Source organism: Mesorhizobium sp. B2-3-13, from assembly GCF_006442195.1.
In the GTDB taxonomy this organism is placed as follows: domain Bacteria; phylum Pseudomonadota; class Alphaproteobacteria; order Rhizobiales; family Rhizobiaceae; genus Mesorhizobium; species Mesorhizobium salmacidum.
This window is the reverse complement of sequence record NZ_VFVQ01000013.1, coordinates 140,967-164,620: the sequence shown is the minus strand read 5'-3', so window position 1 is coordinate 164,620 and position 23,654 is coordinate 140,967. Positions and strand designations below refer to the sequence as shown.

The window sequence follows — 23,654 nt, the reverse complement described above, 5'->3', positions numbered from 1 at the left end:
TGGCACGTCATAGTAGGGACGGCTAACGGAGTGGAAGGGATGAAGCTGGACCTGTCGCCGACCAGCTGGGGCAGGGTGATCGCCGTCACCGGCGCCGGCACGGCATTCTTTATCGCCGTGGCGTTTTTCGTCGATTCGTTCAATTTCCCCTATCTTTCGCCCGAATCTGTCTGGCGCGCGAAGCTGACCGACCTACTGCTGCCCTTGGTGCTGGGTGGCTCGTTTCTGTTTTTCCTGATGTGGAAGATCCGCCAGCTGGCGATAGCCCAGCGCGACCTCAGCGTCATCGCCGCGACGGACAGCCTGACGGCGGTGCTGAACCGCGGCGCCTTCTCGATGCTGGTCGAGGCCTATCTCGAGCAGACCAGGAAGCAGGAAGAGACCCGTTCCGGCGCGCTGCTGATCATCGATGCCGACCACTTCAAGTCGATCAACGACCGCCTCGGCCATGATTGCGGCGACCAGGCGCTCAAACTGATCGCGCAGGCGATCAAGGGCCAGCTGCGTGGCGGCGATATCGTCGGCCGGATCGGCGGCGAGGAGTTCGGCGTATTCCTTCCCGGTGTCGAGCCCTCGCAATCCTGGCTGGTTGCCGAAGGCATCCGCCGACGGATACGCGAAATGGACTTTTCCCCGGGCGGCCGCTCCTGCCCGCTTTCGGTCAGCATCGGCGGCACCAGCTTCAGCGGGCCGACCACCTACGAGGCAATATTCTCCGCCGCCGACAGACGGCTTTATGCCGCCAAGTCGAACGGGCGCGATCAGGTCAGCTTCGATCCGGCGGAAGCCTCCCTGGTGTCTCTGCCCAGCATCGCTACCGTCCACTGACTGCGGCCTCGCAGTGAGCTCGCACCGGCCGCTTCCTTGACGCTTGCTTGTCTGTGTGCTTCCTCCGGGCAAGCAATGTAGGAAGTATCGCCGGAAATAGTCCTGCCTCTTAAGTCCCTCGATCGTGCGGTTCGCGGGTACGGCACGACCCTTGGGTGCAGGCAATGAATGGCGAAACGCGCCGGGATAGAAGCCAGTAAGCACCGCGATCATGATCCATTTATTCAACGGCTTTCAGAACCCGTTTGGCGGCAGTGAGCGCGAAACCCTGGAGTTGTATCGGCTGTTGAGCGCCGGCTCGCAGGTGCGCCTCTGGGCAACCTCGTCGCGCCTATCCGAAGACCTGATGCGGGAATTTCCGATACGCCGCGTCTCACCGGCAACACGCAATGTGCCGGATGGCGGCACCTATGTCTTTCTTGGCGCGCATTGGCGCAACAAGATGTGGCCTTATCTGGTCCCGCGGCCGCACCGGCTGATCTATGTCTTCAACACCTTTCATCCCAAGATCATCGCTCTGACGACACGCAGGCCGCGCCTGCTGGGTTGGCCCGCTGCCGAACTGGTGCTGATCTCCGACTTTCAGAGGCGCATGCTGGAGGTCGAAGGCGTCGTCCATGCCTCGCCGATCGAGATCGAGCGCTTCTCGCCACTGCCGGCAAAGCCAAACGGTCCGTTCACCGTGGGGCGGCTGAGCCGCGACACGGCGGACAAGCATCACGCCGACGATGTGGCGCTCTATGAGGCGTTGCTTGGCGATGGCATCGCGGTGCGGATTCAGGGCGGCATGCCACTCAAGGACAGGCTTGCGCCGCATCCGCAACTCGAACTCCTGCCGCAGGGTGAATTTGTCGCAGAACAGTTCCTGCCGACGCTCGACGTGTTCTATTATCGCTCCGGCTCCCATGTGGAGACGTTCGGCCGTGTGGTGTTCGAGGCGATGGCCTGCGGTTTGCCCGTGGTTTGCCATGCGAATGGCGGCTACGCCGACCACATCAGGCATGGCGAAAACGGTTTCCTGTTTGAAACGACGCAACAGGCGGCGCGGATCCTGGCGGATCTCAAAGCCGACCCGGGCCTGCGGGCGACGGTCGGCCGCAAGGCGCGGCAGACAGTCGAGCAGCTGTTTTCACCCCAGGCGTTGCAACAGCGGCTGGATTTCTACCGACGCTAGCGGCACCCGCGCCATCGGCCTTCAGATATTCTCCGCCAATAGTCCACGTAGCCGTTTGGCATCAATCCCGACATCGCGCTAAAGCTGGCATCACGTGAATCGCGGGCGGCCGGCATCGGTGCGCGGACAGATCAAGCAGGGCTTCTTACCGATGACGTTGACGGGCGCCGCGGCACTGCTGATCCTGGTCCTCACCTATGCCGGAGTCGCCATCGGCCGCATACCTGGCCTAAGGCTTGACCGGGCAGGCATTGCGCTGCTTGGCGGCGCGGCGATGATCGCCATCGGCGCGCTCAGCATGGAAGACGCCTATCGCGCCATCAATTTCGACACCATCACGCTTCTGCTCGGCATGATGATCGTGGTGGCGCATCTGAAGGTGTCGGGCGCCTTTCGCGGTCTCGGCGCAATCGCCATCGAGCACGCGCATGCGCCGTTCATGCTCCTGGTAATGGTGACGCTCCTGACCGGCGTGCTGTCGGCCTTCCTGGTCAACGACGCCATCTGCCTGGTCATGGCGCCGATCGTCGTTCACGTCACCCGCGTCATCAACCGCAACCCCATCCCCTATCTGATCGCCACCGCCACCGCTTCGAACTGCGGCAGCGTCGCCACCATCACCGGCAATCCGCAGAACATGGTCATCGGCGCGCTATCTGGCATTTCCTATCCGGCCTTTTCGGCGGCGCTCGCGCCGGTGGCCTTGTTTGGCCTTGTCGCCGTCATCGTCATTGTGCGCATCGTCTATCGCGCCGAATTCACCCGCAACGGCGAACTGACGCCACACATCTCGCGCGGCCGCATGCATCGCGGCCAGGTGCTCAAAGCGGTGGTCGTCTGCATCGGATTGGCGATCGCCTTCTTCGCCGGTGTTCCCGTAGCCAAGGCGGCGCTCATTGGCGGCGCCATTCTGCTGCTCACCCGCGCCATCAAGCCATCGCGCATCTACCGCGAGATCGACGGACCGCTGCTGTTCATGTTCGCGGGTCTGTTCGTGGTGGTTGCGGGCGCGGAAAAGACGCTGCTGACATCAGACATGATCGCCTCGGCCAAGAACATCGGGCTCGACGATGTCTGGAGGCTGTCGGGTTTCACCGCGGTGTTGTCCAACATCATGAGCAATGTTCCGGCCGTGCTGGCGCTCAGGCCATTTATCCCCGGCCTGGAGAACCCCGAGCGCGCCTGGCTGGTGGTGGCCATGAGTTCGACGCTGGCCGGCAACTTCACCTTGCTCGGCTCGGTCGCCAACCTGATCGTCGCCGAACAATCCAAGTCGGCAGGCACACCGTTGTCTTTCGGTGCCTTCTTCAAGGTCGGGCTGCCGCTGACGCTGATCACGCTCGCGTTCGGCACTGCCTGGCTGGCTATGATGTCCTGACCGGTCCTGCGGCTGGACCGGTCAGGGCGCCACATCGAGATGGCCCCTCATGTTCGGATGGAAGCGGCAGAAATAATCCACCGCGCCCGCTGTCTTGAGGGTCACTTGTCCCTTGGATTTCGGCGGCATCATCACGTCCCAGCCACCCTTCACGGTAGCCGTGTGGGCGACCACGTCCTTGTTCACCCATTCGATCGTGTCGCCGACTTTGGCCTGGAGGCTTGCCGGCGAATAGACGAGCCTGTCGATCGTCACCTGGATGGTTGCGGCCGCCGCCGGCGCCGCCGCAAAGGTCAGCGCCAGCATTGCCAGCCACGCCAGATGATCCAAGGCGCCCGCTTTCATTTCAGCATGCCGGCGACGTGTTCGGCATGCTGCTCGTGGCCCTGGAAGATCTTGAGGCCGGTCTCAAGCAGGCTCTTCAGCTCGGCATTGCTGGCCGAGGGAATGAGCAGGGTTTCGAGCGCGCCATCGACCTGCTTGTGATAAGCGACCTCGTTTTCGATATAGGCCTTGTCGAAGGCCGCGCCTTTCAGCTTGGCGAGCTTGGCGCGTTCCTCTTTCGCAGCCTTCGTCAGCGCCTGGCTGGTGGCGTTGTCCTCGGGCTTCACCTTCAGCTTCTTGACGAGGTCGAGCGCCTGCTTGTTCACCGCTTCGTGGTCGCGCTCCATGTCCTTGGCGAAATCGACGACCTCCTTGTTCTTCGATGTCTTGATCGCCTGCTTGGCCGCCTCGATGTCGAGGACGCCTGCCGTATAGGCGATATGGGCGATCTGCGGGTCGGTCGGCTTGTCGGCGGCTTGCGAGACCGGGGCAGCGCCGACGAGAAGCAGGGCGGCAAGGGCAACGGTATATCGGGTGAACATGGCATCCTCCTTGGCCCGGCCGCGAAGAGGCGCCGGGCTCAAATCTTTCAGTTGACGCTCATTGGATGCGGGGCGGAGAGAAACGTTCCCGGAAATCAGGACCGCATCATTCGAAGCCCAGCCGTTCCATCACCGCCCGGGTCAGTCGCTCGCAGCGCCGTCCGGCGAACGGGAAGGCATCGAGCAGCACAGGGCCGATTTCATCGTCCAGCGCCTTGCGTAGCAGGACACGGGCACGGTGCAGCCTCGTCTTGACGGTCTCCGGCCGGACGCCAAGCAAATCGGCGGTTTCTTCCATGCTCAGGCCCTCGATGACGCGGGCGACGAAGACCATGCGGTAAATGTCGGGCAAGTTGTCGGTCGCTCGTTCGACAAGTGCGAGAATCTGCCGCTGCGCCATCGCGCGCTCCGGATCATCGTTGGAATTGAGGGGAAACCGGATGATTTGCGCCTCCGGATTATCAGGCATATCCACTGTGCGACGCTTCTTGCGCAGGCGGCCAAGCGCTTCGTTGATGACGATGCGCGACAGCCAGGTGGCGAGCGTGGATTCGCCGCGAAACGCCGCCAGGTTGGCGAAGGCGCGGACATAGGCCTCCTGGACGACATCCTCGGCTTCGGCGTCGTTGCGCAGAATGCCGCGCGCGATGCGGTAGAGCCTCTGGTTGTGTATTTTCATGATGGCGCGAAAAGCATTCGGCTCGCGCGCCTGCGCCTTGTGGACGAGCAGCATGTCGCCTGAAAGGCTTTCGGCAACCATGGGTGCCGTGGCGGGCGTTGCGAGCTTGCTCATCGCGACCGGATCTCCCCGAACAGGCGCCTCTTCGAACAGGCGCCTCTTCAAACATGCGCTTGACTGCACATTGGATGCGCCTGCCGGCAAAAGGTTCCCGGATCAGCGGGATCCGGGCTCGCTATTCTAGGCCGCCGCCAATCCTTTGTCTGCTGTCTGCACGCGTGCGGCGGCCGCCAGCAGGTCGGTCTGGGTGATCAGGCCGAGAATGCGCCGCTCGCCGTCGACGATCACCACGGCATGGCTGCGGCCGTCGGTCAGCGCCGGAAGCAGGCTCATCGCCGGCGTCTCGGGCGAGGCGGTGCCGGCTTTTGCCATCACGCTCTTCACCGTGTCGACGGCTTTCGTCAGCTCGCGTAGGCCGACGGCGCCAACCAGCCTTGCTTCGGCATCAACCACCGGCAAGGTGCGGATATTGTGATCAAGCAGTTGCCGGCGTGCCTCGTCGGCGATGGCCTGTTCGGGCACCGAAACCACGTCGCGCGACATGATGTCCTTGCACAGCAGCGTCCGGTGCGACCGCACCATGGCCTGCAATTCGACCTGTCGAAGCAGCCGTTCGAGGTCGTCGCGGTCGATATCGAAAGTCTCGTCGAGCGCCGTCAGCGCCGCGTCGATGTCCTCAGGCCGGAAACCGGCGCGCTGCTGAGGCGGGGGATCGGCGGTACCGTGGCTGTTGGCGGCCGGTGCCACGACATGCGGGTAGTTGCGCCGCGCCAGCTTGTGGAAAAGGAAACCCAGCGCCACCAGGATGGTCGAATTCAAGGCGACCGGCACGAACGGGAACAGGAAGCCCGCGCTGATGACGGCCGGCCCACCGAGCACCGCCGTCAGCGCGGCGGCGCCGCCTGGCGGATGCAGGCAGCGCGTGAACGACATCGCGGCGATGGCCAATGCCACCGCGAGGCCCGAAGCCATCACCGGATCACGGATGAAATGCGCGACGGTCACGCCGACCAGCGCCGATATGGAGTTGCCGCCGATGATCGACCAGGGCTGCGCCAACGGGCTCGCGGGCACAGCGAACAGAAGCACGGCGGATGCGCCCATCGGCGCCACCAGCAGGGCCACATGCGGGCCGCCGCCCATCGCCAGCCCGCTGATCACGCCGGTCAGCGCGATGCCGATCGTGGCGCCGATACACGCCAGGATGCGTTCACGCAGCGTCGCGCCGGCGAGGATGGGGACAAAAAGACGAAAGGCCATCGAGAAACTTTGCGAGGAATGGATCTGTCGAGGATGCGTGCGGCACGCAATGCAGCCGAATTCGCCGATTTGAAAGTCAAACAAATCCGTAAAGTCACGGCGCAGGAGAATAATATTGCGCGCCGGCTTTCGCCGGAGTGCTGACTGCGGCTCCCGCTTTGTCATCAGCGCCAAGGGCTTGCGACCCTTTGCCGAGTCTGTTTGACGTCAGCCCGTGCGTGCCGCCGCCGTAAGTCCGCGCAGGATGTCGGCTTTCAAGTCGTCGACATCCTCGAGACCGATCTGCAGGCGGATCAACGGACCTTCGTAAGGGCCTTTCGCAACGACGCGGTCGCCAAGCCAGACCGGCACAGCGAGGCTCTCATAGCCGCCCCAGGAGTAGCCGAGACCGAAGATCTGCAGCGCGTCCAGGAAAGCGTGCTGCTCCTTCTGGCCGCCGCCGGCAAGCACGATGGAAAAGATGCCGCTCGAACCGCAGAAGTCGCGTTTCCATAGGGCGTGGTCCGGATGGCTGGGCAGGGCGGGGTGGAGCACGCGCGCCACGCCCTTCTGGCCTTCGAGCCACGACGCGATGGCGAGTGCGCTGCGCTGATGATGCTCCAGGCGCACGCCCATTGTGCGCAGGCCGCGCAGCACCTGATAGACATCGTCGGGGCCCGCACAGCAGCCAAGCGTGCAAAAGCTCTCGTAGAGCTGCGTCCAACAGGCCTCAGTGGCCGAGACCGTGCCGAGCAGCACGTCCGAATGTCCGGCAGGATATTTCGTCGCCGCGTGGATCGAGATGTCGATGCCATGGTCGAGCGGCCGGAAATAGAGCGGCGTCGCCCAGGTGTTGTCCATCATCACGATGGCGCCGGCCGCATGCGCCGCCTTGGCGATTGCCGGGATATCCTGCACCTCGAACGTATTGGAGGCCGGCGATTCGGTGAACACCACTTTGGTGTTCGGCTTGATCAACGCCGCGATGCCGGCGCCGACATTGGGAGCATAATACTCGACCTCGACGCCCAACCGCTTCAGCATCGTGTCGGCGAAGTTTCTCGTGGGGTGATAGACGGAATCGACGATCAGCAGATGGTCGCCCGCCGATACGAAGGCGAGCAGCGGAATGGTCACCGCCGCCAGGCCCGATGGCACCACGATGGTGCCGGCGGACCCTTCCAGCGCATCGATCGCCAGTGCAAGGGCATCGGTCGTCGGTGTGCCGCGCGTGCCGTAAGTGTATTTCTGGCTGCGTGCGGCCATCGCGGCGGCATTGGGGTACAGCACGGTCGAGGCATGCACCACCGGCGGATTGACGAAGCCGAAATAGTCGTGCGGGTTGTTGCCCGAATGGGCAAGCCGCGTGTTGATGCCCACCTTGCCGGAACCCTGCTCGCTGCCGTCTTTCGCCATTCTTGGTCGCCTTGTTGACAAGGCGGTAGCCATAGTGCGGCGTCGTGGGCCGTGCAACAGCCCACTGTCCGCCAGGAATGGACTTCGAATATGCCAATTCCCGGGCCCGGAAGACAGCCAGGGCCTGCTCCTGAATCGGACCGGCCACACGTGCGACCGTGCCTTGTCGGAAGCTTGGTCGTCAGCTGGTGAACCTATTGTAGCCGGCCGTGAAAAGTATATGCTAAACTGCTAATATCAATCGCCGGATGCTTCGATCAGCTGCCGGATGCTTCTTGCCGGTAACCTCCTGGTCCCGATCCGGATATCGCGCTCATCGAGAGTGCGGCAAGGGGAGGAATGCCATGCCTGACACCAAATGGACAATGAAGGCGCGCGAATTCATCAACTGCAATTGCGCCTATGGCTGCCCGTGCCAGTTCAACGCCATGCCGACATATGGATTCTGCCAGGCCGTCGCCGGCATGGAGATCGAGACCGGCCATCACGGCGACACCAAGCTCGACGGGTTGCGCTTCGTCGGCATTTTCAGCTGGCCCGGCGCGATCCACCAGGGCAGGGGCGAGGCCGCGGTGGTTATCGACGAGCGGGCCAGCGAGGCCCAGCGTAATGCCCTGCTTCGAATACTGGGCGGTCAGGACACCGAACCGGGCGCGACGATATTCCAGGTCTTCTCGACCACGCTGGAGAAATTCCACGATCCGATCTTCGCCGCGATCGATTTCAAGGTCGACGTCGACGCGCGAACCGGGCGGCTGCATGTCAACGGCGTAACCGACGGCCATGGTGAACCGATCAAGAACCCGGTCACCGGCGCCGAGCACCGGGCGCGCATCGACCTGCCGCGCGGCTTCGAATACGCGATTGCCGAGGTCGGGCGCGGCTGGACCAAGGCAACGGGCCCGATCAAGTTCGAGGTGGCCGACACGCACAGCCATTTCGCCAATCTGCATCTCACGCAGAGCGGCATCGTGCATTGACCTGATGTAATGGGCGAGACGGCTCTCGAGGCAGTGCTGCGGCGCGACCGCGCGGTCGTGGCGGCCGCGCTCGTCGTGATTGCCGTTCTCGCCTGGGCCTATGTTGTTTGGCTCTCCACCGACATGGTCATGTCTGGTGCTCTCGTATCGGACAGTGCGGCAGGCGGCGTGGCCGGGATGGACATGTCGAACCTGGACATGGGGAGCATGGATATGGGTGCCGCCGTGGCGCCGGGTTTCCGGGCTTGGGCTTCGGCTGATTTCGTTTTCATCTTCACGATGTGGGCTGTGATGATGGTCGGCATGATGACGCCGTCGGTCGCGCCGATGTTGCTGCTCTATGCCGGCGTCGGCCGCAAGGCGCTGGCGGATGGCCGGCCTGTCGCTTCGACGGCATGGTTTTTTACCGGTTATCTCATCGTCTGGGTCGTCTTCAGCATCGTGGCCACCGGTGCGCAATGGCTGCTCGCCCGTTTCGCCTTGCTCAACCCCGCGATGGCGACCGGCAGTGCGGTCGTAGGTGGCCTCGTCCTCATCGCCGCCGGCCTTTATCAATGGACGCCGATCAAGGGCGTCTGCCTGCGCCAATGCCAGGCGCCGATAGCGTTCCTGGCAAGCCATGGCGGGTTCCGCACCACCGCGCCCGGCGCGCTTCGGCTCGGCATGGATCACGGCGCCTATTGTCTCGGCTGCTGCTGGGCGCTGATGGCCCTGCTGTTTGTCGGCGGTGTCATGAACCTCTTGTGGATCGCCGGCATCGCCTTCCTTGTTCTCCTGGAGAAGGTGGTCCCAACTGGGCAATTGATCCCGCGGGTCTCCGGTGCATTGATGGTTGCGGTCGGCGTCTTTCTCATCTTTCCGGCGCTTTGAGAGTGCGCACCAACTTTGTCCACAAGCAATATTGACCGGCAATCACGGGGTAATCGTCGGCCGAAGGGTATCACGTAACGTCAATGCATTTCGTGCTGAGGGCAGTAACGCTAAGGTATAGCCCGGAACGGATTTTACCGCACCGGGTCACATCCGCGTCAAATGAGCTTTGCCGAGTTAATTTGCGCTTTTGACTAAATCGCCGGCGCATCTGTCTGCAATTCAGGCATTTCAGGCAATCGATTTTCAAACCCGTTGCAATTCGGTCATTTTCCTTGACCTCACGGGAATTATCGCCTTCGATGCTGTTCGTGAATGGGAGGCGGCGCGTCGGTTTGCGATGCGGGGTTTCGGGAATGGGCCGGGATGGGAGCTGCGTTCACAAGGGAAAAAAGATCAGGGTTTTGCCTGAAAAAACAGAAAAGGGTCTGTGGGTTATGAAACACATTGCTATCGGCATTCTTGGCGTCGCCACGCTCGGACTGATGGCGTCGGCCGCGTCGGCAGGCACGCTCGACACCGTCAAGGCGAAGGGCTTCATCCAGTGCGGCGTCTCGACCGGTCTGGCCGGCTTCTCCGCGCCGGACGACAAGGGCGACTGGCAAGGCATCGACGCCGATTTCTGCCGCGCGGTTGCCGCCGCCGTCTTCGGTGACGGCACCAAGGTCAAGTTCACGCCGCTCAGCGCCAAGGAGCGCTTCACCGCGCTGCAGTCCGGCGAGGTCGACATCCTGTCGCGCAACACCACCTGGACGATCAACCGTGACACCGCGCTCGGCCTGAATTTCATCGGCACGACCTACTATGACGGCCAGGGCTTCATGATCAACGCCAAGAAGCTGCCGGGCGTCAATTCGGCGCTGCAGCTTTCGGGCGCCGCCGTCTGTGTGCAAAGTGGCACGACCACCGAGCTCAACCTCGCCGACTATTTCAAGGCGAACAAGATGGAGTACAATCCGGTCGTCTTCGAGAAACTGGAAGAGGTCAACGCCGCCTATGATGCCGGCCGCTGCGACGTCTACACCACCGACCAGTCGGGCCTTTACGGCATTCGCTTGACGCTCGGCTCGCCGGCCGATCACGTCGTGCTGCCCGAGATCATCTCGAAAGAGCCGCTCGGACCTGCCGTTCGCCAGGGCGACGACCAGTGGTACCACATCGTCAAGTGGACCTATTTCGCTCTGCTCGATGCCGAGGAACTGGGCATCACCAAGGCCAATGTCGACGAGATGAAGAACTCCGCCAGCCCGGAGATCAAGCGTGTGCTCGGCCAGGAAGCCGATACCAAGATCGGCACCGATCTCGGCGTCTCCAACGACTGGGTCGTCAACATCGTCAAGGCCGTCGGCAATTACGGCGAAATGTTCGACCGCAATGTCGGCTCGGGCAGCCCGCTCAAGATCGCCCGTGGCATCAATGCGCTGTGGACCAAGGGCGGCCTGCAATACGCGCCGCCGATCCGCTGATCGAAATGTGATCCGGAAGGCAGGCACCTGCCTTCCGGTTTCTCTTTCACAGGGGACGTGACATGGCATCGCAGGAAATCCTACGCGAGGAGCCGAGCCGCGGCTCCTTCGTCAATGATCCGAGAATACGCAGTCTCTTCTTCCAGACGCTGGTCGTCGTCTTGTTGTTCGGCTCCATCTGGTGGATCGTGCAGAACGTCATCGACAACCTGCATCGCCTGCACATCGCCTCCGGCTTCGGCTTCCTCAAGGGGCGCGCCGGATTCGACATATCGGACACGCCGATCGCCTATACGTCGGACTCGACCTATGGCCGCGCCATCATCGTCGGCCTGATCAACACCATCATCGTTGCCGCCGCCGGCATCATCACCGCCACCATCATCGGCTTCATCATCGGCATCGGCCGCCTGTCGCAGAACTGGCTGATCCAGAAGATCTGCACGGTCTATGTCGAGATTTTCCGCAACATCCCGCCGCTGCTGGTCATCTTCTTCTGGTATTCCGGCGTGCTCGCCGTACTGCCGCCGCCGCGCGACTCCTATCATCTGCCCTTCGGCTCCTTCCTCAACCAGCGCGGCTTCTATTTTCCCCGCCCAGTCTGGGGCGACGGCTCCTGGCTGATCCTGGTCGCCCTTGTGGTGGGCATCGCCATGTCCTGGTTCGTCGCCCGCAAGGCGCGTCAGCGGCAGATGGCGACAGGCCAGCAATTTCCGGTGTTCTGGACGTCCGCCGCGCTGATCGTCGGCCTGCCGCTGCTCGCTTACGTGCTGAGCGGCTTTCCGCTGAGCTTTGATTTGCCGAAACAGTCAACCTTCAACCTGACCGGCGGCTTCCAGGTCAAGCCGGAATTCCTGTCGCTCTATCTGGCGCTGTCCTGCTACACGGCGGCCTTCATCGCCGAAATCGTGCGCGCCGGCATCAGGGGCGTCAGCAAGGGCCAGACCGAGGCGGCGGCGGCACTTGGCCTGCGATCCGGGTCGATCTTGCGGCTGGTCGTGGTGCCGCAGGCCATGCGCATCGTCATCCCACCGCTGACCAGCCAGTATCTCAACCTGACCAAGAACTCCTCGCTGGCGATCGCCATCGGTTATCCCGACCTGACGGCGACAGCCGGCACGGTTCTGAACCAAACCGGGCAGGCGGTCGAAGGCGTGCTGATCATGATGATCGCCTATCTCATACTCAGCCTTGTGACCTCGGCTGTCATGAACGTGGTCAACGCCAGAATGGCGCTGGTGGAGAGGTAGAGCCATGCAGGAACATGACATGTCCTGGGTGCGTACCGAGATGGCGCTCGCGCAGCCCGCGCCGGCGAGCGTCAGCGGCCCCATCGCCTGGGTGCGCAGGAATCTGATCGGTTCGGCCGGCGACACCATCCTCACCATCCTCGGCATCGTCATCGTCGCCTGGATTCTGCCGCAGGTCATCAATTGGGCGTTCATCAACGCACAGTGGACCGGGCCGGACCGAACGGTCTGCGCGACCGTTGCGCAAGGCGGCATTCAGCCCGACGGCTGGAGCGGAGCCTGCTGGGCTTTCGTCAACGCCAAGTTCGGCCAGTTCATGTTCGGCACCTATCCGGTCGAGGAGCGCTGGCGGCCGATCCTGGTCGCCATCCTGTTCGTGGTACTGCTGGTGCCGATGCTGATGCCGCGTGTGCCGCGCAAGGGGCTGAACGCCATCCTGCTCTTCCTGGTGCTGCCGGTCGTTTCCTTCTTCCTTCTGGTCGGCGGCATATTCGGCCTGCCGCATGTCGAAACCTCGCGCTGGGGCGGGCTGCTGATCACGCTGAGCCTGTCCTTCGTCGGCATCGCCGTGTCGTTGCCGCTGGGGACCGTGCTGGCGCTCGGGCGGCGCTCGAAGATGCCGATCGTCAAGATGCTGTGCGTTATCTTCATCGAAGCCGTGCGCGGCATACCGCTAATCACCGTTCTGTTTTTCGTCAGCGTCATGCTGCCGCTGTTCCTGCCGGCCGGCGTCACTTTCGACAAGTATCTGAGGGCGCTGATCGGTGTGTCGCTGTTTGCGGCAGCCTATATGGCCGAAGTGGTGCGCGGCGGCCTGCAGGCGATCCCCAAGGGCCAGTATGAAGGCGCCGATTCGCTCGGCCTCGGCTACTGGCAGAAGATGGGGTTGATCGTGTTGCCGCAGGCGCTGAAGCTGGTCATCCCCGGCATCGTCAATACCTTCATCGGCATGTTCAAGGACACCAGCCTGGTCCTCATCATCTCGATGTTCGACCTGCTCGGCATCGTCAAGCAGAACTTCTCGGATGCCAATTGGGCAACGGCGCAGACCGCGAAATCCGGTCTGGTCTTCGCGGCCTTCGTCTTTTGGCTGTTCTGCTTCGGCATGTCGCGCTATTCAATGTACACAGAACGCCGGCTCGACACCGGCTACAAACGCTAAACAAAAGAACAAGGGGACCCCAGCCATGGCCACCGAAAACGCCGTCAGCGCGGAAGAGATCAAGGTCAACGCCGCCAAGATGCAGATTTCCACCACCGATGTCGCCATCGACATCATCGCCATGCACAAATGGTATGGCGAGTTCCATGTGCTGAAGGACATCAATCTGAAGGTGATGCGCGGCGAGCGCATCGTCATCTGCGGACCGTCCGGGTCTGGCAAATCGACCATGATCCGCTGCATCAACCGGCTGGAGGAGCACCAGAAGGGCAAGATCATCGTCGACGGCAAGGAACTCACCAACGATCTGAAGAAGATCGACGAGGTGCGCCGCGAGGTCGGCATGGTGTTCCAGCACTTCAACCTGTTCCCGCATCTGACCATCCTGGAGAACTGCACGCTGGCGCCGATCTGGGTGCGCAAGACGCCGAAGAAGCAGGCCGAGGAAATCGCCATGCATTTCCTCAAGCGCGTCAAGATTCCCGAGCAGGCCAACAAATATCCGGGCCAGCTTTCCGGCGGCCAGCAGCAGCGCGTGGCGATCGCCCGCTCGCTGTGCATGAACCCGCGCATCATGCTGTTCGACGAGCCGACCTCGGCACTCGACCCCGAAATGATCAAGGAAGTGCTGGAGACCATGGTTGGCCTCGCCGAGGAAGGCATGACCATGCTCTGCGTCACCCACGAAATGGGCTTTGCGCGGAAAGTCGCCAACCGGGTGATCTTCATGGATCAGGGCCAGATCGTCGAGCAGAACACGCCGGCTGAGTTCTTCGACCATCCGCGCCACGAACGCACGAAACTGTTCCTGTCGCAGATCCTGCACTGAGCGGACTGACGCCGATTCGAAAAAGCCCGGCCGCGCCATTGCCGGGCTTTTTTGCGTCTGGCTCGTCAGGTAATGATCTTCTCCATTGAGCCGCGAACGGAATCGCGAAGCCGCACCGATGAGAAAACTCCAGCGTTTCCTGGCCCTGCTGGTTGCAGCAGTGGTGCTCGCCGTGGCGCTCGGTACGCTGGTGCCGCGGCCGCTCTGGCCGGCGGCCGCCGCGGATGAGGGCACGCGGCGCATATTGGTGCTGAAGAACCTGATCCACACCGACATCGCCATTCCGGTGGACGACGAGACGCGCCGGCGCTTCCGTTTCCTGACCGATGCCGGCCTGCCTTCGGGCGCACCTGAAGTGCGCTATATCGTCTTCGGCTGGGGTGGGCGGGCCTTTTACCTGGAAACGCCGACATGGTCGCAAGTGAAGGCGCTGCCCATATTCAAGGCGCTGACGCTCGACGCTTCGGTGATGCATGTCGACGTCGCTGGCGATATCACCGAGGCGCTCCCCGATGTCGCCGGCTTCGATGTGGACAAGGACCGTTTCGCCGCATTGCTCGACTTCATCGAAGCGAGTTTTCAGCAGGGACCGAGTGGCCCGATCGTCATCGACAATGCCGCCTACTCCAATTTCGACCGCTTTTATGAGGCCAATGGCCGTTTCAACGCGCTGATCGGCTGCAATACCTGGACGGCGGCGGCACTGCGCACCGCCGGCCTGCGCACCGGCTGGTGGAACCCGCTGCCGGCATCGCTTGGGTTGTCGATGCGGCTGTATAATTGAGAGATCGTTCGACTCGATCAGCCGGCCTTGCGATCCTGTTTCGCAACATACTCGCGCAGTGCTTTATTGATCGCGCTCTGATAGCCGCGACCGTCCGGCGAGCGTGTTTTGAACCAAGCGACAAGATCGGAATCGAGACGAAGCGTTAGCTGCTGCTTGATTGGCTTGAAATAGGGATTTCGAACAGCGTTCTGCCAGAAATCTTCGGTCAATTCGGGAATATCGCTTGTATCGACATTGCCTTCGGGTAGCGCGCTCAGCGATGCGATTTCCGCGTTCTGAGTTTCGTCAGGGGAGGCGGATTTGTCGGGTCAAACTTATATCGAACGATTTTGCGCATAACGTCTTTTTTCCGTTGTTGTGGCCCTCGGCGCGGAAATGATGCGGATCACGTCAATCCCGTCTTCTGCTCGATCGGCATGGGCGACCAACAGCACAAAGGAAACCCTCGACTACGCCCGTTGTTTGCCATCGGTACTCGCCGTCCTCGACTCTGTCCTGCTCGGTCACCGCAAAGGGATCGGTGAAAACGCGAATGGCCGTCTCGAAACTCACACCATGTTTGCGCAGATTCGACCTAGCCTTACGTCAAGGCGGCGGATCGTCGGGCCGCTTCATGATGTTCTGGTGTTCCCACCCGTATAGCCAGTCCAAATCCGCCGCGAGCTTCTCTCCCGGCCGCGTCGCCAGGAGCAGATTGCGCGCCAATGCCACCGGTCCCCGGGCGTGCCATGCGAGGCGGTTGAGAGCGCCGCGTTTCAGCACCTTTTCGATGCGCGGTCGTCTCAGCTTCTCCCACATGGTGAGGCTTTGCGTCAGGTCGCCGGGGAAGTCGGCAAGGAAATCAGCAAGCATTGCGGCGTCCTCGATCGCCATGGCGGCACCTTGCGCCGCGAACGGGGTCATCGCATGTGCGGCGTCGCCGATCAGCGCGATGCCGGCTGGCATCGTCCAGGGCTGCTTCCGTTCGACTGTATGGAGTGGCCAGGTCAGCCATGGGCCAGCCAATTCCACCAGTCTCGCAAGGCCCGCGGCCGTGCCACGCATGGCGCTGGCGAGGATGCCGGGATCGGTGTGTCCGGACCAGCCCTCGGCAATGCGCTCGCCTTTGGTGAAAGCGACAAGATTGAACGCGTCACCCTTGCTCACGGGATAGGCCACCAAATGGAAGCCGGGGTGCAGGAAGGTGGTGACGCAGTCGGGGGCGCCGATCGCGGCATAGGCTCGCCCGGCTTCACTGTCCGCGCTCACCGTCGCGCGCCAGGCCAGTTCGCCGGAGAATTGGCTGTTCGCGAGGCCGGCTCCGCCGCCTGGGCCGGCAAGTCTCCGCACCGACGACCAGACGCCGTCGGCGCCAACCAACAGGAAACCCGCTGCCTGGACGGGCTTGCCGTCCACCTCGGCAGTCACGGTGACGCCGTGCGTGCCGGCGGCGATGTTGCCGACGCGCGCGCCGGTGGTGAGCTGGATGCCGGGCATTTGCACAACGCGCGCCATCAGAGCGTCTTGCAGATCCGCCCGGTGCGCCACGAGATAGGGCGCCCCCCAGCGTTCCTCGCCGGCGCCGCCAAGCGGCACGCGTGCCAGTTGGCGCAGGCTCGCGGCGTCCTTCAGCACCACGGCTTCCGGCTTGACGGCATTGGCGAGAAGCGTGTCGAGGACGCCAAGCCGGCGCAGAATGCGCGTCGCGTTTGGCGAGAGCTGGATGCCGGCGCCCGCCGCTTCGAGGCGCTTGGCCTGTTCGAACACCCTCACGGGGTAGCCGCGTTCGGCGAAAGCGATCGCCGCCGTCAGCCCGGCGATGCCAGCCCCGGCAATCACCATCTGCCGGGACCGCGTCTCGCTCATGATCGGGAGGTCAGGCGGCCTGGTCGATATAGAGGCAGCCCGCCGGCAGCGTTTCCGTCGCCTTCAGCTTCGGCGAATAGCGGTAGAGGGTCGAGCAGTAGGGGCAGACCTTCTCATTGTCGTCGCCCATGTCCAGAAACACGTGCGGATGATCGAAAGGCGGGTTGGCGCCCGTGCACATGAATTCCTTGACCCCGATGTCGATTGCCGGATGGCCCGCATCGTTCTGGAAATGGGGAATGGAACCGCCTGCCATCGTCGTCTCCTTAACGCAGTCTCTTCTGCATCTGGATCATATCAAACCTCTTTGCAAGGTCGATGAAATCAAACTGTCGCAAAAGCCTGTCAGAGAACTGTCGCAAAAGCCTGCCACAGGATAAGTTAAGCCGGTTAACCGGCCGAGGCGGGCGGAAGAGCAGGAATCATGAACGAACTGAAGCCGGTACAGAGCGAATTCAACAACATCACGGCAGCCAGCCCGGAAGGCAATCCGGACCGTTTCGTCAACCGCGAGTTCTCCTGGTTGCAGTTCAATCGCCGCGTTCTCGAAGAATCGCTGAACACCCATCACCCGCTGCTGGAGCGCGTCCGCTTCCTGTCGATCTCGGCCGCCAATCTTGACGAATTCTTCATGGTGCGTGTCGCCGGCCTTGCCGGCCAGGTGCGCGAGGGCATCGTGCTGAAGAGCCCGGACGGACGCACCCCAGAACAGCAGCTCGAACAGTTGCTGCGTGAGGTCGAGCGGCTGCAGGAGGACCAGCAGAAGAGCCTTTCGGCACTCACGGTGCTGCTCAACAAGGAAGGCATCGAGAGCATCACCCGTGATGCGCTGACCAAGGACGAGAAGGCTTGGCTGGAAGAGCATTTCCAGGACCAGGTGTTTCCGGTGCTTACGCCGCTGTCGATCGACCCGGCGCATCCGTTCCCGTTCATTCCCAATCTGGGCTTCTCGATGGCGCTGCAGCTTCGCCACCGCAAGAATGGCGAGGAGATGAGCGCGCTGCTGCGCCTGCCGGTGGCGTTGAAGCGCTTTATCCGCCTGCCGGACCGCAAGAACCATGTCCGCTTCATTCCGCTGGAGGAGGCGGTCGGCCTTTACATCGGAAAGCTGTTCCCAGGCTACGAGGTCAAGGGCTCCGGCACGTTCCGCATCATCCGCGACAGCGACATCGAGGTCGAGGAAGAATCGGAAGACCTGGTGCGGTTGTTCGAAACCGCGCTGAAGCGTCGCCGCCGCGGTTCGGTCATCCGCATCGAATTCGACATGTTGATGCCGGGAGAATTGCGCGATTTCGTCGCCGGCGAGCTTGGCGTCTCGTCGAGCCGCATCAGCGTACTCACGGGCCCGCTGGCGCTCAGCCAGATATCCGAGATCGTCTCCGTTCCCCGCGACGACCTGAAATTCACGCCCTACAATCCGCGCTTTCCCGAGCGCATCCGCGAGCATGGCGGCGACTGTTTTGCCGCCATCCGCGAGAAGGACATCGTCGTCCATCACCCCTACGAGTCGTTCGACGTGGTGGTGCAGTTCCTGCGCCAGGCAATGGCTGACCCCGAAGTGGTGGCAATCAAGCAGACGCTCTATCGCACCTCCAATGACAGCCCGATCGTGCGTGCGCTTGTCGACGCGGCCGAGGCCGGCAAGTCGGTGACGGCGCTGGTCGAGCTCAAGGCCCGTTTCGACGAGGAGGCCAACATCCGCTGGGCGCGCGATCTCGAACGCGCCGGCGTGCAGGTCGTGTTCGGTTTCCTCGAACTCAAGACCCACGCCAAGATGTCGCTGGTGGTGCGGCGCGAGGACGGCAAGCTGCGCAACTACGTCCATCTCGGCACCGGCAACTACCATCCGGTGACCGCGCGCATCTACACCGACCTTTCCTTCTTCACCACCGATCCGACGATCGCCCGCGACGTCGCCCAGCTGTTCAATTTCATCACCGGCTATGCCGAGCCGACCGCCGAAATGCGGCTGGCGATCTCGCCGTTCACGCTGAGAAGCCGCATCCTCAAGCACATTTCAGACGAGGTCACCCATGCGTTGGAGGGACGGCCGGCGCGCATCTGGATGAAGATGAACGCGCTCGTCGATCCCATCATCATCGATGCGCTCTACGACGCCAGCCGCGTCGGTGTGGAAATCGACCTTGTCGTGCGCGGCATATGCTGTCTGCGGCCGCAGGTGCCGGGCCTGTCGGAGAACATCAGGGTCAAGTCGATCGTCGGCCGGTTCCTCGAGCACAGCCGCATCTATTGCTTCGGCAACGGCCATGGCCTTCCCTCGGACGAGGCGATTGTCTACATCTCCTCGGCGGACCTGATGCCGCGCAATCTCGACCGCCGCGTCGAGACCATGGTGCCGATCACCAATCCAACTGTGCATGAACAGATTCTGGGCCAGATCATGCTCGGCAACATCATGGACAATCAGCAAAGTTTCGACGTATTGGCTGATGGAACCTCCCGGCGCGTGGTGCTGGAGGAGGGCGAGGAACCGTTCAACGCGCAGGAATATTTCATGACCAATCCGAGCCTGTCGGGACGGGGTGACGCGCTGAAATCGCATGCGCCCAAGCGTATCGCGCAGTTCAAGCGCCGCAAGAAGAACGCCGCCAGCTGATGCTGTCCAATTCCCAGGGCCGGCTGCAGGACCGCCGACCGCTGTCCATCATCGACATCGGGTCCAATTCGATCCGTCTTGTCGTCTATGAGGGGCTGGCGCGTTCGCCGACCACGCTGTTCAACGAAAAGATGCTGGCGGGCCTCGGCCGCGGCATCGTGTCGACGGGGAAGCTCGACCCCGAGGGGGTGGCGCGCTCGATGGAGGAGTTTCGCCGTTTCCGCGCGCTCTCCGACCAGGCGGGTGCCGAACACATGTACGTGCTGGCGACCGCCGCCGCCCGCGAGGCGATCAACGGTCCCGATTTCATCCATCGGGCCGAGGATGTGCTCAAGACCGAAATCCGCGTGCTCTCCGGCCGCCAGGAAGCGCATTACTCCGCGCTTGGCGTCATCTCCAGTTTCCATCCGGCCAACGGCATTGCCGGCGACCTTGGCGGCGGCAGCCTGGAGCTTATCGATATCGACGGCGAGGCGATCGGCGACGGCATCACGCTGCCGCTTGGCGGCCTGCGCCTGCAGGACATGGCGAAGAACTCGCTCGTCCAGGCGCAGAAGATCGCGCGCCAGGAATTGGCCCGGGCCAAGCTCTTGAAGGGTGGGCAGGGCAGGACTTTTTACGCTGTCGGCGGCACCTGGCGAAATCTTGCCAGGCTGCACATGGAGATGAACAACTATCCGCTCGGCGTCATGCACCACTACGAAATATCGGCCGAAAGTGCTCAAACCTTCCTCAAGCAGGTAGCTAGGGGCGAGATCGAAAAGGTGACGGGTATCGAGGGCGTGTCCAAGAACCGCCGCTCGCTGCTGCCATACGGCGCTCTCGTGCTGCAGGAAATCATGACGGCGATGCAGCCGTCCAGGATTGTCGTTTCGGCGCAAGGCGTGCGCGAAGGTTTTCTCTATTCGCTGCTCGACGCGGCCGAGCAGAAGGCCGATCCGCTGATCTCGGCCGCCGAGGAGCTTGCGCTTTTGCGCTCGCGTTCGGTCCATCACGCGCATGATCTGGTCGAATGGACAGGCAAGGCCTTCAAGGCGTTCGGCATCGACGAGACGGAAGACGAAGCGCGCTATCGCCACGCCGCCTGCCTGCTCGCCGATATCGGCTGGCGCGCTCATCCGGAATATCGCGGCAAGCAGTCGCTCAACATCATCGCGCATGCGTCCTTCATCGGTGTCGATCATCCCGGCCGCGCCTATCTGGCGCTGACCAACGCCTACCGTCATGACGGCGTCTTCAATGAATTGGTGGCGCCCGAAATCAAGGCGCTGGCGCCGCCGCGCCTGTTGGAGCGCGCCCGCGTGCTGGCGGCGATGATGCGCGTCGTCTACCTGCTGACGGCCGCGATGCCTGGCATCATGCCGAGGCTGAAATGGGAAAGTCGCCCCAACGGCGCGCTGGCGCTGGTGCTGCCGGCTTCGCTTTCCGACCTCTACGGCGAGCGCCCGGCCGGCCGGCTGGCGCAGCTGGCGCGCATCACCAACCGCCGCTTGGAACTGGCGATCGAGGGCGGGCAGAGCGTGTCGGTCAAATAGTCAAGTCGCGTCGGCGCCGATGCCGAAGCCCCCCGTCGGCCGACCATGCGCCAGCGCCGGCCATGGCAAGCGCCAGGAAGCCGCCCGCGATGGCGATGTCCTTCATCAGCATCTGCTGATGCATGAAGGCGAGCGTCGCATCGCCGGCGCCTTGGCCGTAATGGCCGATGAAGCCCGCCACGATGCAGAAGGCGGCCAGCAGCAGCGCCACGATCCGTGTCTGGAAGCCAACGAGGATCAGCAGCCCCGCGATCAGTTCGAACAGGCCGGTGGCCCAGGCGGCGAGCGCGGGCAGCGGCAGGCCAAGGCCGGAGAAATAGCTGGTGGTCCCAGCAACGTTGGCGAGCGCCTGGAAGCCGGACGGCACGAACAGCACGGCAAACAGCAGCCGCGAAACCATAAGCAATGCATTGCGACCCATGGCACCCTCCCTTGCCGGCACGGTCACCGGCGACCATCGCAGTCTACGCCTATGATCACACAACGAAAAAGCGGCGCGGAAAATTCCGCGCCGCTTGTTTCGGGCCCTTGGTAGGGGAAGCCTTAGCCGCGCCTGGCGTCGATCGAATACGCGCCTGCACCCGAGGAGGCCAGCAGCAGGAAGCCGCCGGTGATGGCGACGTTCTTGAGAAACTGGATCATCTGCATCTGGTCGGCCCAGCCGGTGTGGGCGACCAGACCGGTTGCGATTGTGAAGATCGCCAGCACCCAGGCGGCGATCCTGGTCTGGAAACCGACGAGGACGGCAAGGCCGCCAAGCAGCTCGATCAGGCCGACGATGACGGCTGTCGCCGTTGGTGCCGGCAGGCCGAGGCCACCGAAATAGGCGGCCGTGCCGGAAATGGCGGATAGTTTGCCGAATCCGGAAAGCAGGAAAATGACTGCGAGCAGGATACGGCCGAGCAGGATGGTGACAGAACTGTTGGACGCGGTGCCGGCGGCGGAAGTGTTGATGGACATGGTGGCTCTCCGATTGGTTTGAATGGCCACTCAGATAGACGATGCCGACTGTTCACCAAAGACAGCTATGCGGCGACACATTGTTCACGGGACATACATTCCCGTGATCGGGCAGGAGGCGCGAAATTCGTGTCGGACGATGTGGTGGCGGGAGTAAATTCTCCCGCCGAAAAATGTCAGCCGTGGTCTGACGCAATTCCGACGGAAAACCGCTTTGCACTTTTCCTGGAATCGCTTCACCCCGGATGCGTCATGTCCTCCGGCCGCACCAGGCGGTCATAGTCGGCCTCGCTGACCAGCCCGGTTGCCAGTGCTTCCTCCCGCAACGTCGTGCCGTTCTTGTGCGCTGTTTTGGCGATTTTGGCGGCGTTGTCGTAGCCGATGGTGGGAGCAAGCGCCGTCACCAGCATCAGTGAACGGTCGAGGGCCGCCTTGATGTTGTCCTCTCGCGCCTCGATGCCGATGACGCAATTGTCGGTGAAGGAGACCGATGCGTCGGCCAGCAACTGCACCGACTGGAGGAAGTTGTAGGCCATCAGCGGATTGTAGACGTTGAGCTCGAAATGGCCCTGGCTGCCGGCGAAGGTCAGTGCCGCATTGTTGCCGAAGACCTGCACGCAAACTTGCGTCATCGCCTCGCACTGCGTCGGGTTGACCTTGCCCGGCATGATCGAGGAGCCGGGCTCGTTTTCCGGCAGCGACAATTCGCCGAGGCCCGAGCGCGGGCCGGAGCCGAGCAAGCGGATGTCGTTGGCGATCTTGAACAGTGCCGCCGCCGCCGCGTTGATGGCGCCGTGCGAGAACACCATGGAATCGTGCGCCGCCAGCGCTTCGAACTTGTTCGGCGCGGTGACGAAGGCGATGCCTGATATGGCGGCGATACGATCGGCCACCCGCTCGGCGAAACCGACCGGCGCATTGAGGCCGGTGCCGACGGCAGTGCCGCCTTGCGCCAATTCCTGCAGGCCGGGCAGCGTCAATTCGATGCGTTTGATCGACGATGCGACCTGCGCCGTGTAGCCGGAGAATTCCTGGCCCAGCGTCAGTGGCGTGGCATCCTGCGTATGGGTGCGGCCGATCTTGATGATGTGATTGAAGTCCCGGCTCTTGGCGGCGAGCGCCTTATGCAGGTGCTTCAGCGCCGGCAAGAGGTCGTGCACGATCCGCTCGGCGCAGGCGATATGCATCGCCGTCGGATAGGTGTCGTTCGACGACTGGCTCATATTGACGTGGTCGTTGGGGTGCACCGGCTTTTTCGAGCCCATGACGCCGCCCAGCATTTCGATCGCGCGATTCGAGATCACTTCATTGGCGTTCATGTTGGACTGCGTGCCCGAACCGGTCTGCCAGACCACCAGCGGGAAGTGGTCGTTGAGCTTGCCGTCGATGACCTCTTGCGCGGCCTCGATGATTGCCTTGCCGATGACCGGATCGAGCCGCTTGAGCTCCATATTGGCTTCAGCCGCCGCCCGCTTGACGATACCCAGCGCGCGCACGATCGAAGCCGGCTGCTTTTCCCAGCCGATCTTGAAATTGCCCAGCGAACGCTGCGCCTGGGCGCCCCAATACCGGCCGGCGGCAACCTCGATGGGGCCGAACGTATCGGTTTCGGTTCTGGTTTTTTCAGCGCTCACTGGGTCTCTCCTGTCGAAGCCGGCAACGGCGTATCGCGTTGCACAACGGGCTTCAAGCGGAGAATGTGTGCGACTGAGA

23 protein-coding genes and 1 pseudogene are annotated in these 23,654 nt (G+C 62.7%); 12 read left to right on the top strand and 12 right to left on the bottom strand.

The features are described from left to right. Positions 1-39: 39 nt before the first annotated feature. The 3 genes from FJ941_RS17425 (at position 40) to FJ941_RS17415 (ending at position 3,380) form a co-directional block, all read left to right on the top strand. On the top strand, positions 40-828 hold the full coding sequence (locus FJ941_RS17425; protein ID WP_140507446.1) for a GGDEF domain-containing protein: 789 nt from the start codon (positions 40-42) through the stop codon (positions 826-828). A gap of 211 nt (positions 829-1,039) precedes the next feature. Further along, positions 1,040-2,002, top strand: coding sequence for a glycosyltransferase family 4 protein (locus FJ941_RS17420; RefSeq protein ID WP_140507444.1), 963 nt, complete (start codon positions 1,040-1,042; stop codon positions 2,000-2,002). Positions 2,003-2,153: 151 nt separating this feature from the next. Beyond that, positions 2,154-3,380: an anion transporter gene (locus tag FJ941_RS17415; RefSeq protein WP_027144480.1), complete on the top strand. Its 1,227-nt coding sequence runs from the start codon at positions 2,154-2,156 to the stop codon at positions 3,378-3,380. A 21-nt stretch (positions 3,381-3,401) separates the two neighbouring features. Here FJ941_RS17415 and FJ941_RS17410 read toward each other — a convergent pair whose 3' ends face one another. The 5 genes from FJ941_RS17410 to FJ941_RS17390 form a co-directional block, all read right to left on the bottom strand. Then, a complete protein-coding gene (locus FJ941_RS17410; RefSeq protein WP_181165964.1) occupies positions 3,402-3,725 on the bottom strand; it encodes a cupredoxin family copper-binding protein in 324 nt (107 codons plus the stop codon). Continuing rightward, complete coding sequence (locus FJ941_RS17405) at positions 3,722-4,246, bottom strand: DUF4142 domain-containing protein (RefSeq protein ID WP_027144478.1); 525 nt, start codon at positions 4,244-4,246, stop codon at positions 3,722-3,724. Before FJ941_RS17405 ends, FJ941_RS17410 begins: the two co-directional genes overlap by 4 nt. A 106-nt stretch (positions 4,247-4,352) precedes the next feature. Continuing rightward, complete coding sequence (locus tag FJ941_RS17400) at positions 4,353-5,039, bottom strand: RNA polymerase sigma factor (protein WP_181169846.1); 687 nt, start codon at positions 5,037-5,039, stop codon at positions 4,353-4,355. A gap of 126 nt (positions 5,040-5,165) precedes the next feature. Beyond that, entirely contained in the window at positions 5,166-6,245 is a 1,080-nt protein-coding gene (locus FJ941_RS17395) for an HPP family protein (RefSeq protein WP_140507440.1), read from the bottom strand. 207 nt (positions 6,246-6,452) lie between these two features. After that, the gene (locus FJ941_RS17390; protein WP_140507438.1) at positions 6,453-7,640 is read right to left on the bottom strand and encodes a cystathionine beta-lyase; all 1,188 of its coding nucleotides are present in this window, start codon (positions 7,638-7,640) and stop codon (positions 6,453-6,455) included. A 344-nt stretch (positions 7,641-7,984) separates the two neighbouring features. On the opposite strand from FJ941_RS17390, the gene FJ941_RS17385 reads away from it, so the two are divergent. From FJ941_RS17385 to FJ941_RS17355, 7 genes are all read left to right on the top strand, one after another. Continuing rightward, a complete protein-coding gene (locus tag FJ941_RS17385; RefSeq protein ID WP_140507436.1) occupies positions 7,985-8,620 on the top strand; it encodes a DUF1326 domain-containing protein in 636 nt (211 codons plus the stop codon). Positions 8,621-8,629: 9 nt separating this feature from the next. Next, a complete protein-coding gene (locus FJ941_RS17380) occupies positions 8,630-9,490 on the top strand; it encodes a DUF2182 domain-containing protein (RefSeq protein WP_140507434.1) in 861 nt (286 codons plus the stop codon). A gap of 437 nt (positions 9,491-9,927) precedes the next feature. Further along, complete coding sequence (locus FJ941_RS17375) at positions 9,928-10,956, top strand: amino acid ABC transporter substrate-binding protein (protein ID WP_027144474.1); 1,029 nt, start codon at positions 9,928-9,930, stop codon at positions 10,954-10,956. Between the two features lie 62 nt (positions 10,957-11,018). Beyond that, positions 11,019-12,206, top strand: coding sequence for an amino acid ABC transporter permease (locus FJ941_RS17370; protein ID WP_140507432.1), 1,188 nt, complete (start codon positions 11,019-11,021; stop codon positions 12,204-12,206). A gap of 4 nt (positions 12,207-12,210) precedes the next feature. Further along, a complete protein-coding gene (locus tag FJ941_RS17365; RefSeq protein WP_140507430.1) occupies positions 12,211-13,368 on the top strand; it encodes an amino acid ABC transporter permease in 1,158 nt (385 codons plus the stop codon). Between the two features lie 25 nt (positions 13,369-13,393). Beyond that, positions 13,394-14,197 carry an amino acid ABC transporter ATP-binding protein gene (locus FJ941_RS17360; protein ID WP_013532420.1) on the top strand — a complete coding sequence of 268 codons (804 nt, stop codon included), beginning with the start codon at positions 13,394-13,396 and terminating at the stop codon, positions 14,195-14,197. A 118-nt stretch (positions 14,198-14,315) separates the two neighbouring features. Then, positions 14,316-14,981, top strand: a complete 666-nt coding sequence (locus tag FJ941_RS17355) for a TIGR02117 family protein (RefSeq protein ID WP_140507428.1) — start codon at positions 14,316-14,318, stop codon at positions 14,979-14,981. A 17-nt stretch (positions 14,982-14,998) separates the two neighbouring features. Here FJ941_RS17355 and FJ941_RS17350 read toward each other — a convergent pair whose 3' ends face one another. The 4 genes from FJ941_RS17350 to FJ941_RS17335 all read right to left on the bottom strand — a co-directional run bounded on the left by FJ941_RS17350 (position 14,999) and on the right by FJ941_RS17335 (position 17,085). Further along, positions 14,999-15,193 (bottom strand): BrnA antitoxin family protein, encoded by a 195-nt coding sequence (locus FJ941_RS17350; protein WP_210243280.1) that lies wholly within the window; start codon positions 15,191-15,193, stop codon positions 14,999-15,001. A 181-nt stretch (positions 15,194-15,374) separates the two neighbouring features. Continuing rightward, positions 15,375-15,536, bottom strand: a complete 162-nt coding sequence (locus tag FJ941_RS29750; RefSeq protein WP_348640749.1) for a BrnT family toxin — start codon at positions 15,534-15,536, stop codon at positions 15,375-15,377. A 33-nt stretch (positions 15,537-15,569) separates the two neighbouring features. Continuing rightward, entirely contained in the window at positions 15,570-16,829 is a 1,260-nt protein-coding gene (locus tag FJ941_RS17340) for an FAD-dependent monooxygenase (protein ID WP_140507426.1), read from the bottom strand. A gap of 10 nt (positions 16,830-16,839) precedes the next feature. Beyond that, positions 16,840-17,085 carry a zinc-finger domain-containing protein gene (locus FJ941_RS17335; protein WP_015318409.1) on the bottom strand — a complete coding sequence of 82 codons (246 nt, stop codon included), beginning with the start codon at positions 17,083-17,085 and terminating at the stop codon, positions 16,840-16,842. Between the two features lie 168 nt (positions 17,086-17,253). Here FJ941_RS17335 and FJ941_RS17330 point away from each other — a divergent pair, with 168 nt between their 5' ends. Both FJ941_RS17330 and ppx read left to right on the top strand, forming a co-directional pair. Continuing rightward, positions 17,254-19,446, top strand: coding sequence for an RNA degradosome polyphosphate kinase (locus FJ941_RS17330; RefSeq protein WP_140507424.1), 2,193 nt, complete (start codon positions 17,254-17,256; stop codon positions 19,444-19,446). Continuing rightward, entirely contained in the window at positions 19,446-20,981 is a 1,536-nt protein-coding gene (gene ppx, locus FJ941_RS17325; protein ID WP_140507422.1) for an exopolyphosphatase, read from the top strand. The genes FJ941_RS17330 and ppx overlap by 1 nt, the downstream gene beginning before the upstream one ends. On the opposite strand, the pseudogene FJ941_RS17320 reads toward ppx, so the two are convergent. From FJ941_RS17320 to fumC, 3 genes and pseudogenes are all read right to left on the bottom strand, one after another. Beyond that, a pseudogene (locus FJ941_RS17320) lies at positions 20,982-21,402 on the bottom strand (DoxX family protein). 122 nt (positions 21,403-21,524) lie between these two features. Beyond that, positions 21,525-21,941, bottom strand: a complete 417-nt coding sequence (locus FJ941_RS17315) for a DoxX family protein (protein WP_140507418.1) — start codon at positions 21,939-21,941, stop codon at positions 21,525-21,527. 236 nt (positions 21,942-22,177) lie between these two features. Beyond that, positions 22,178-23,575 (bottom strand): class II fumarate hydratase, encoded by a 1,398-nt coding sequence (gene fumC / locus FJ941_RS17310; protein WP_140507416.1) that lies wholly within the window; start codon positions 23,573-23,575, stop codon positions 22,178-22,180. Positions 23,576-23,654 lie beyond the last annotated feature (79 nt).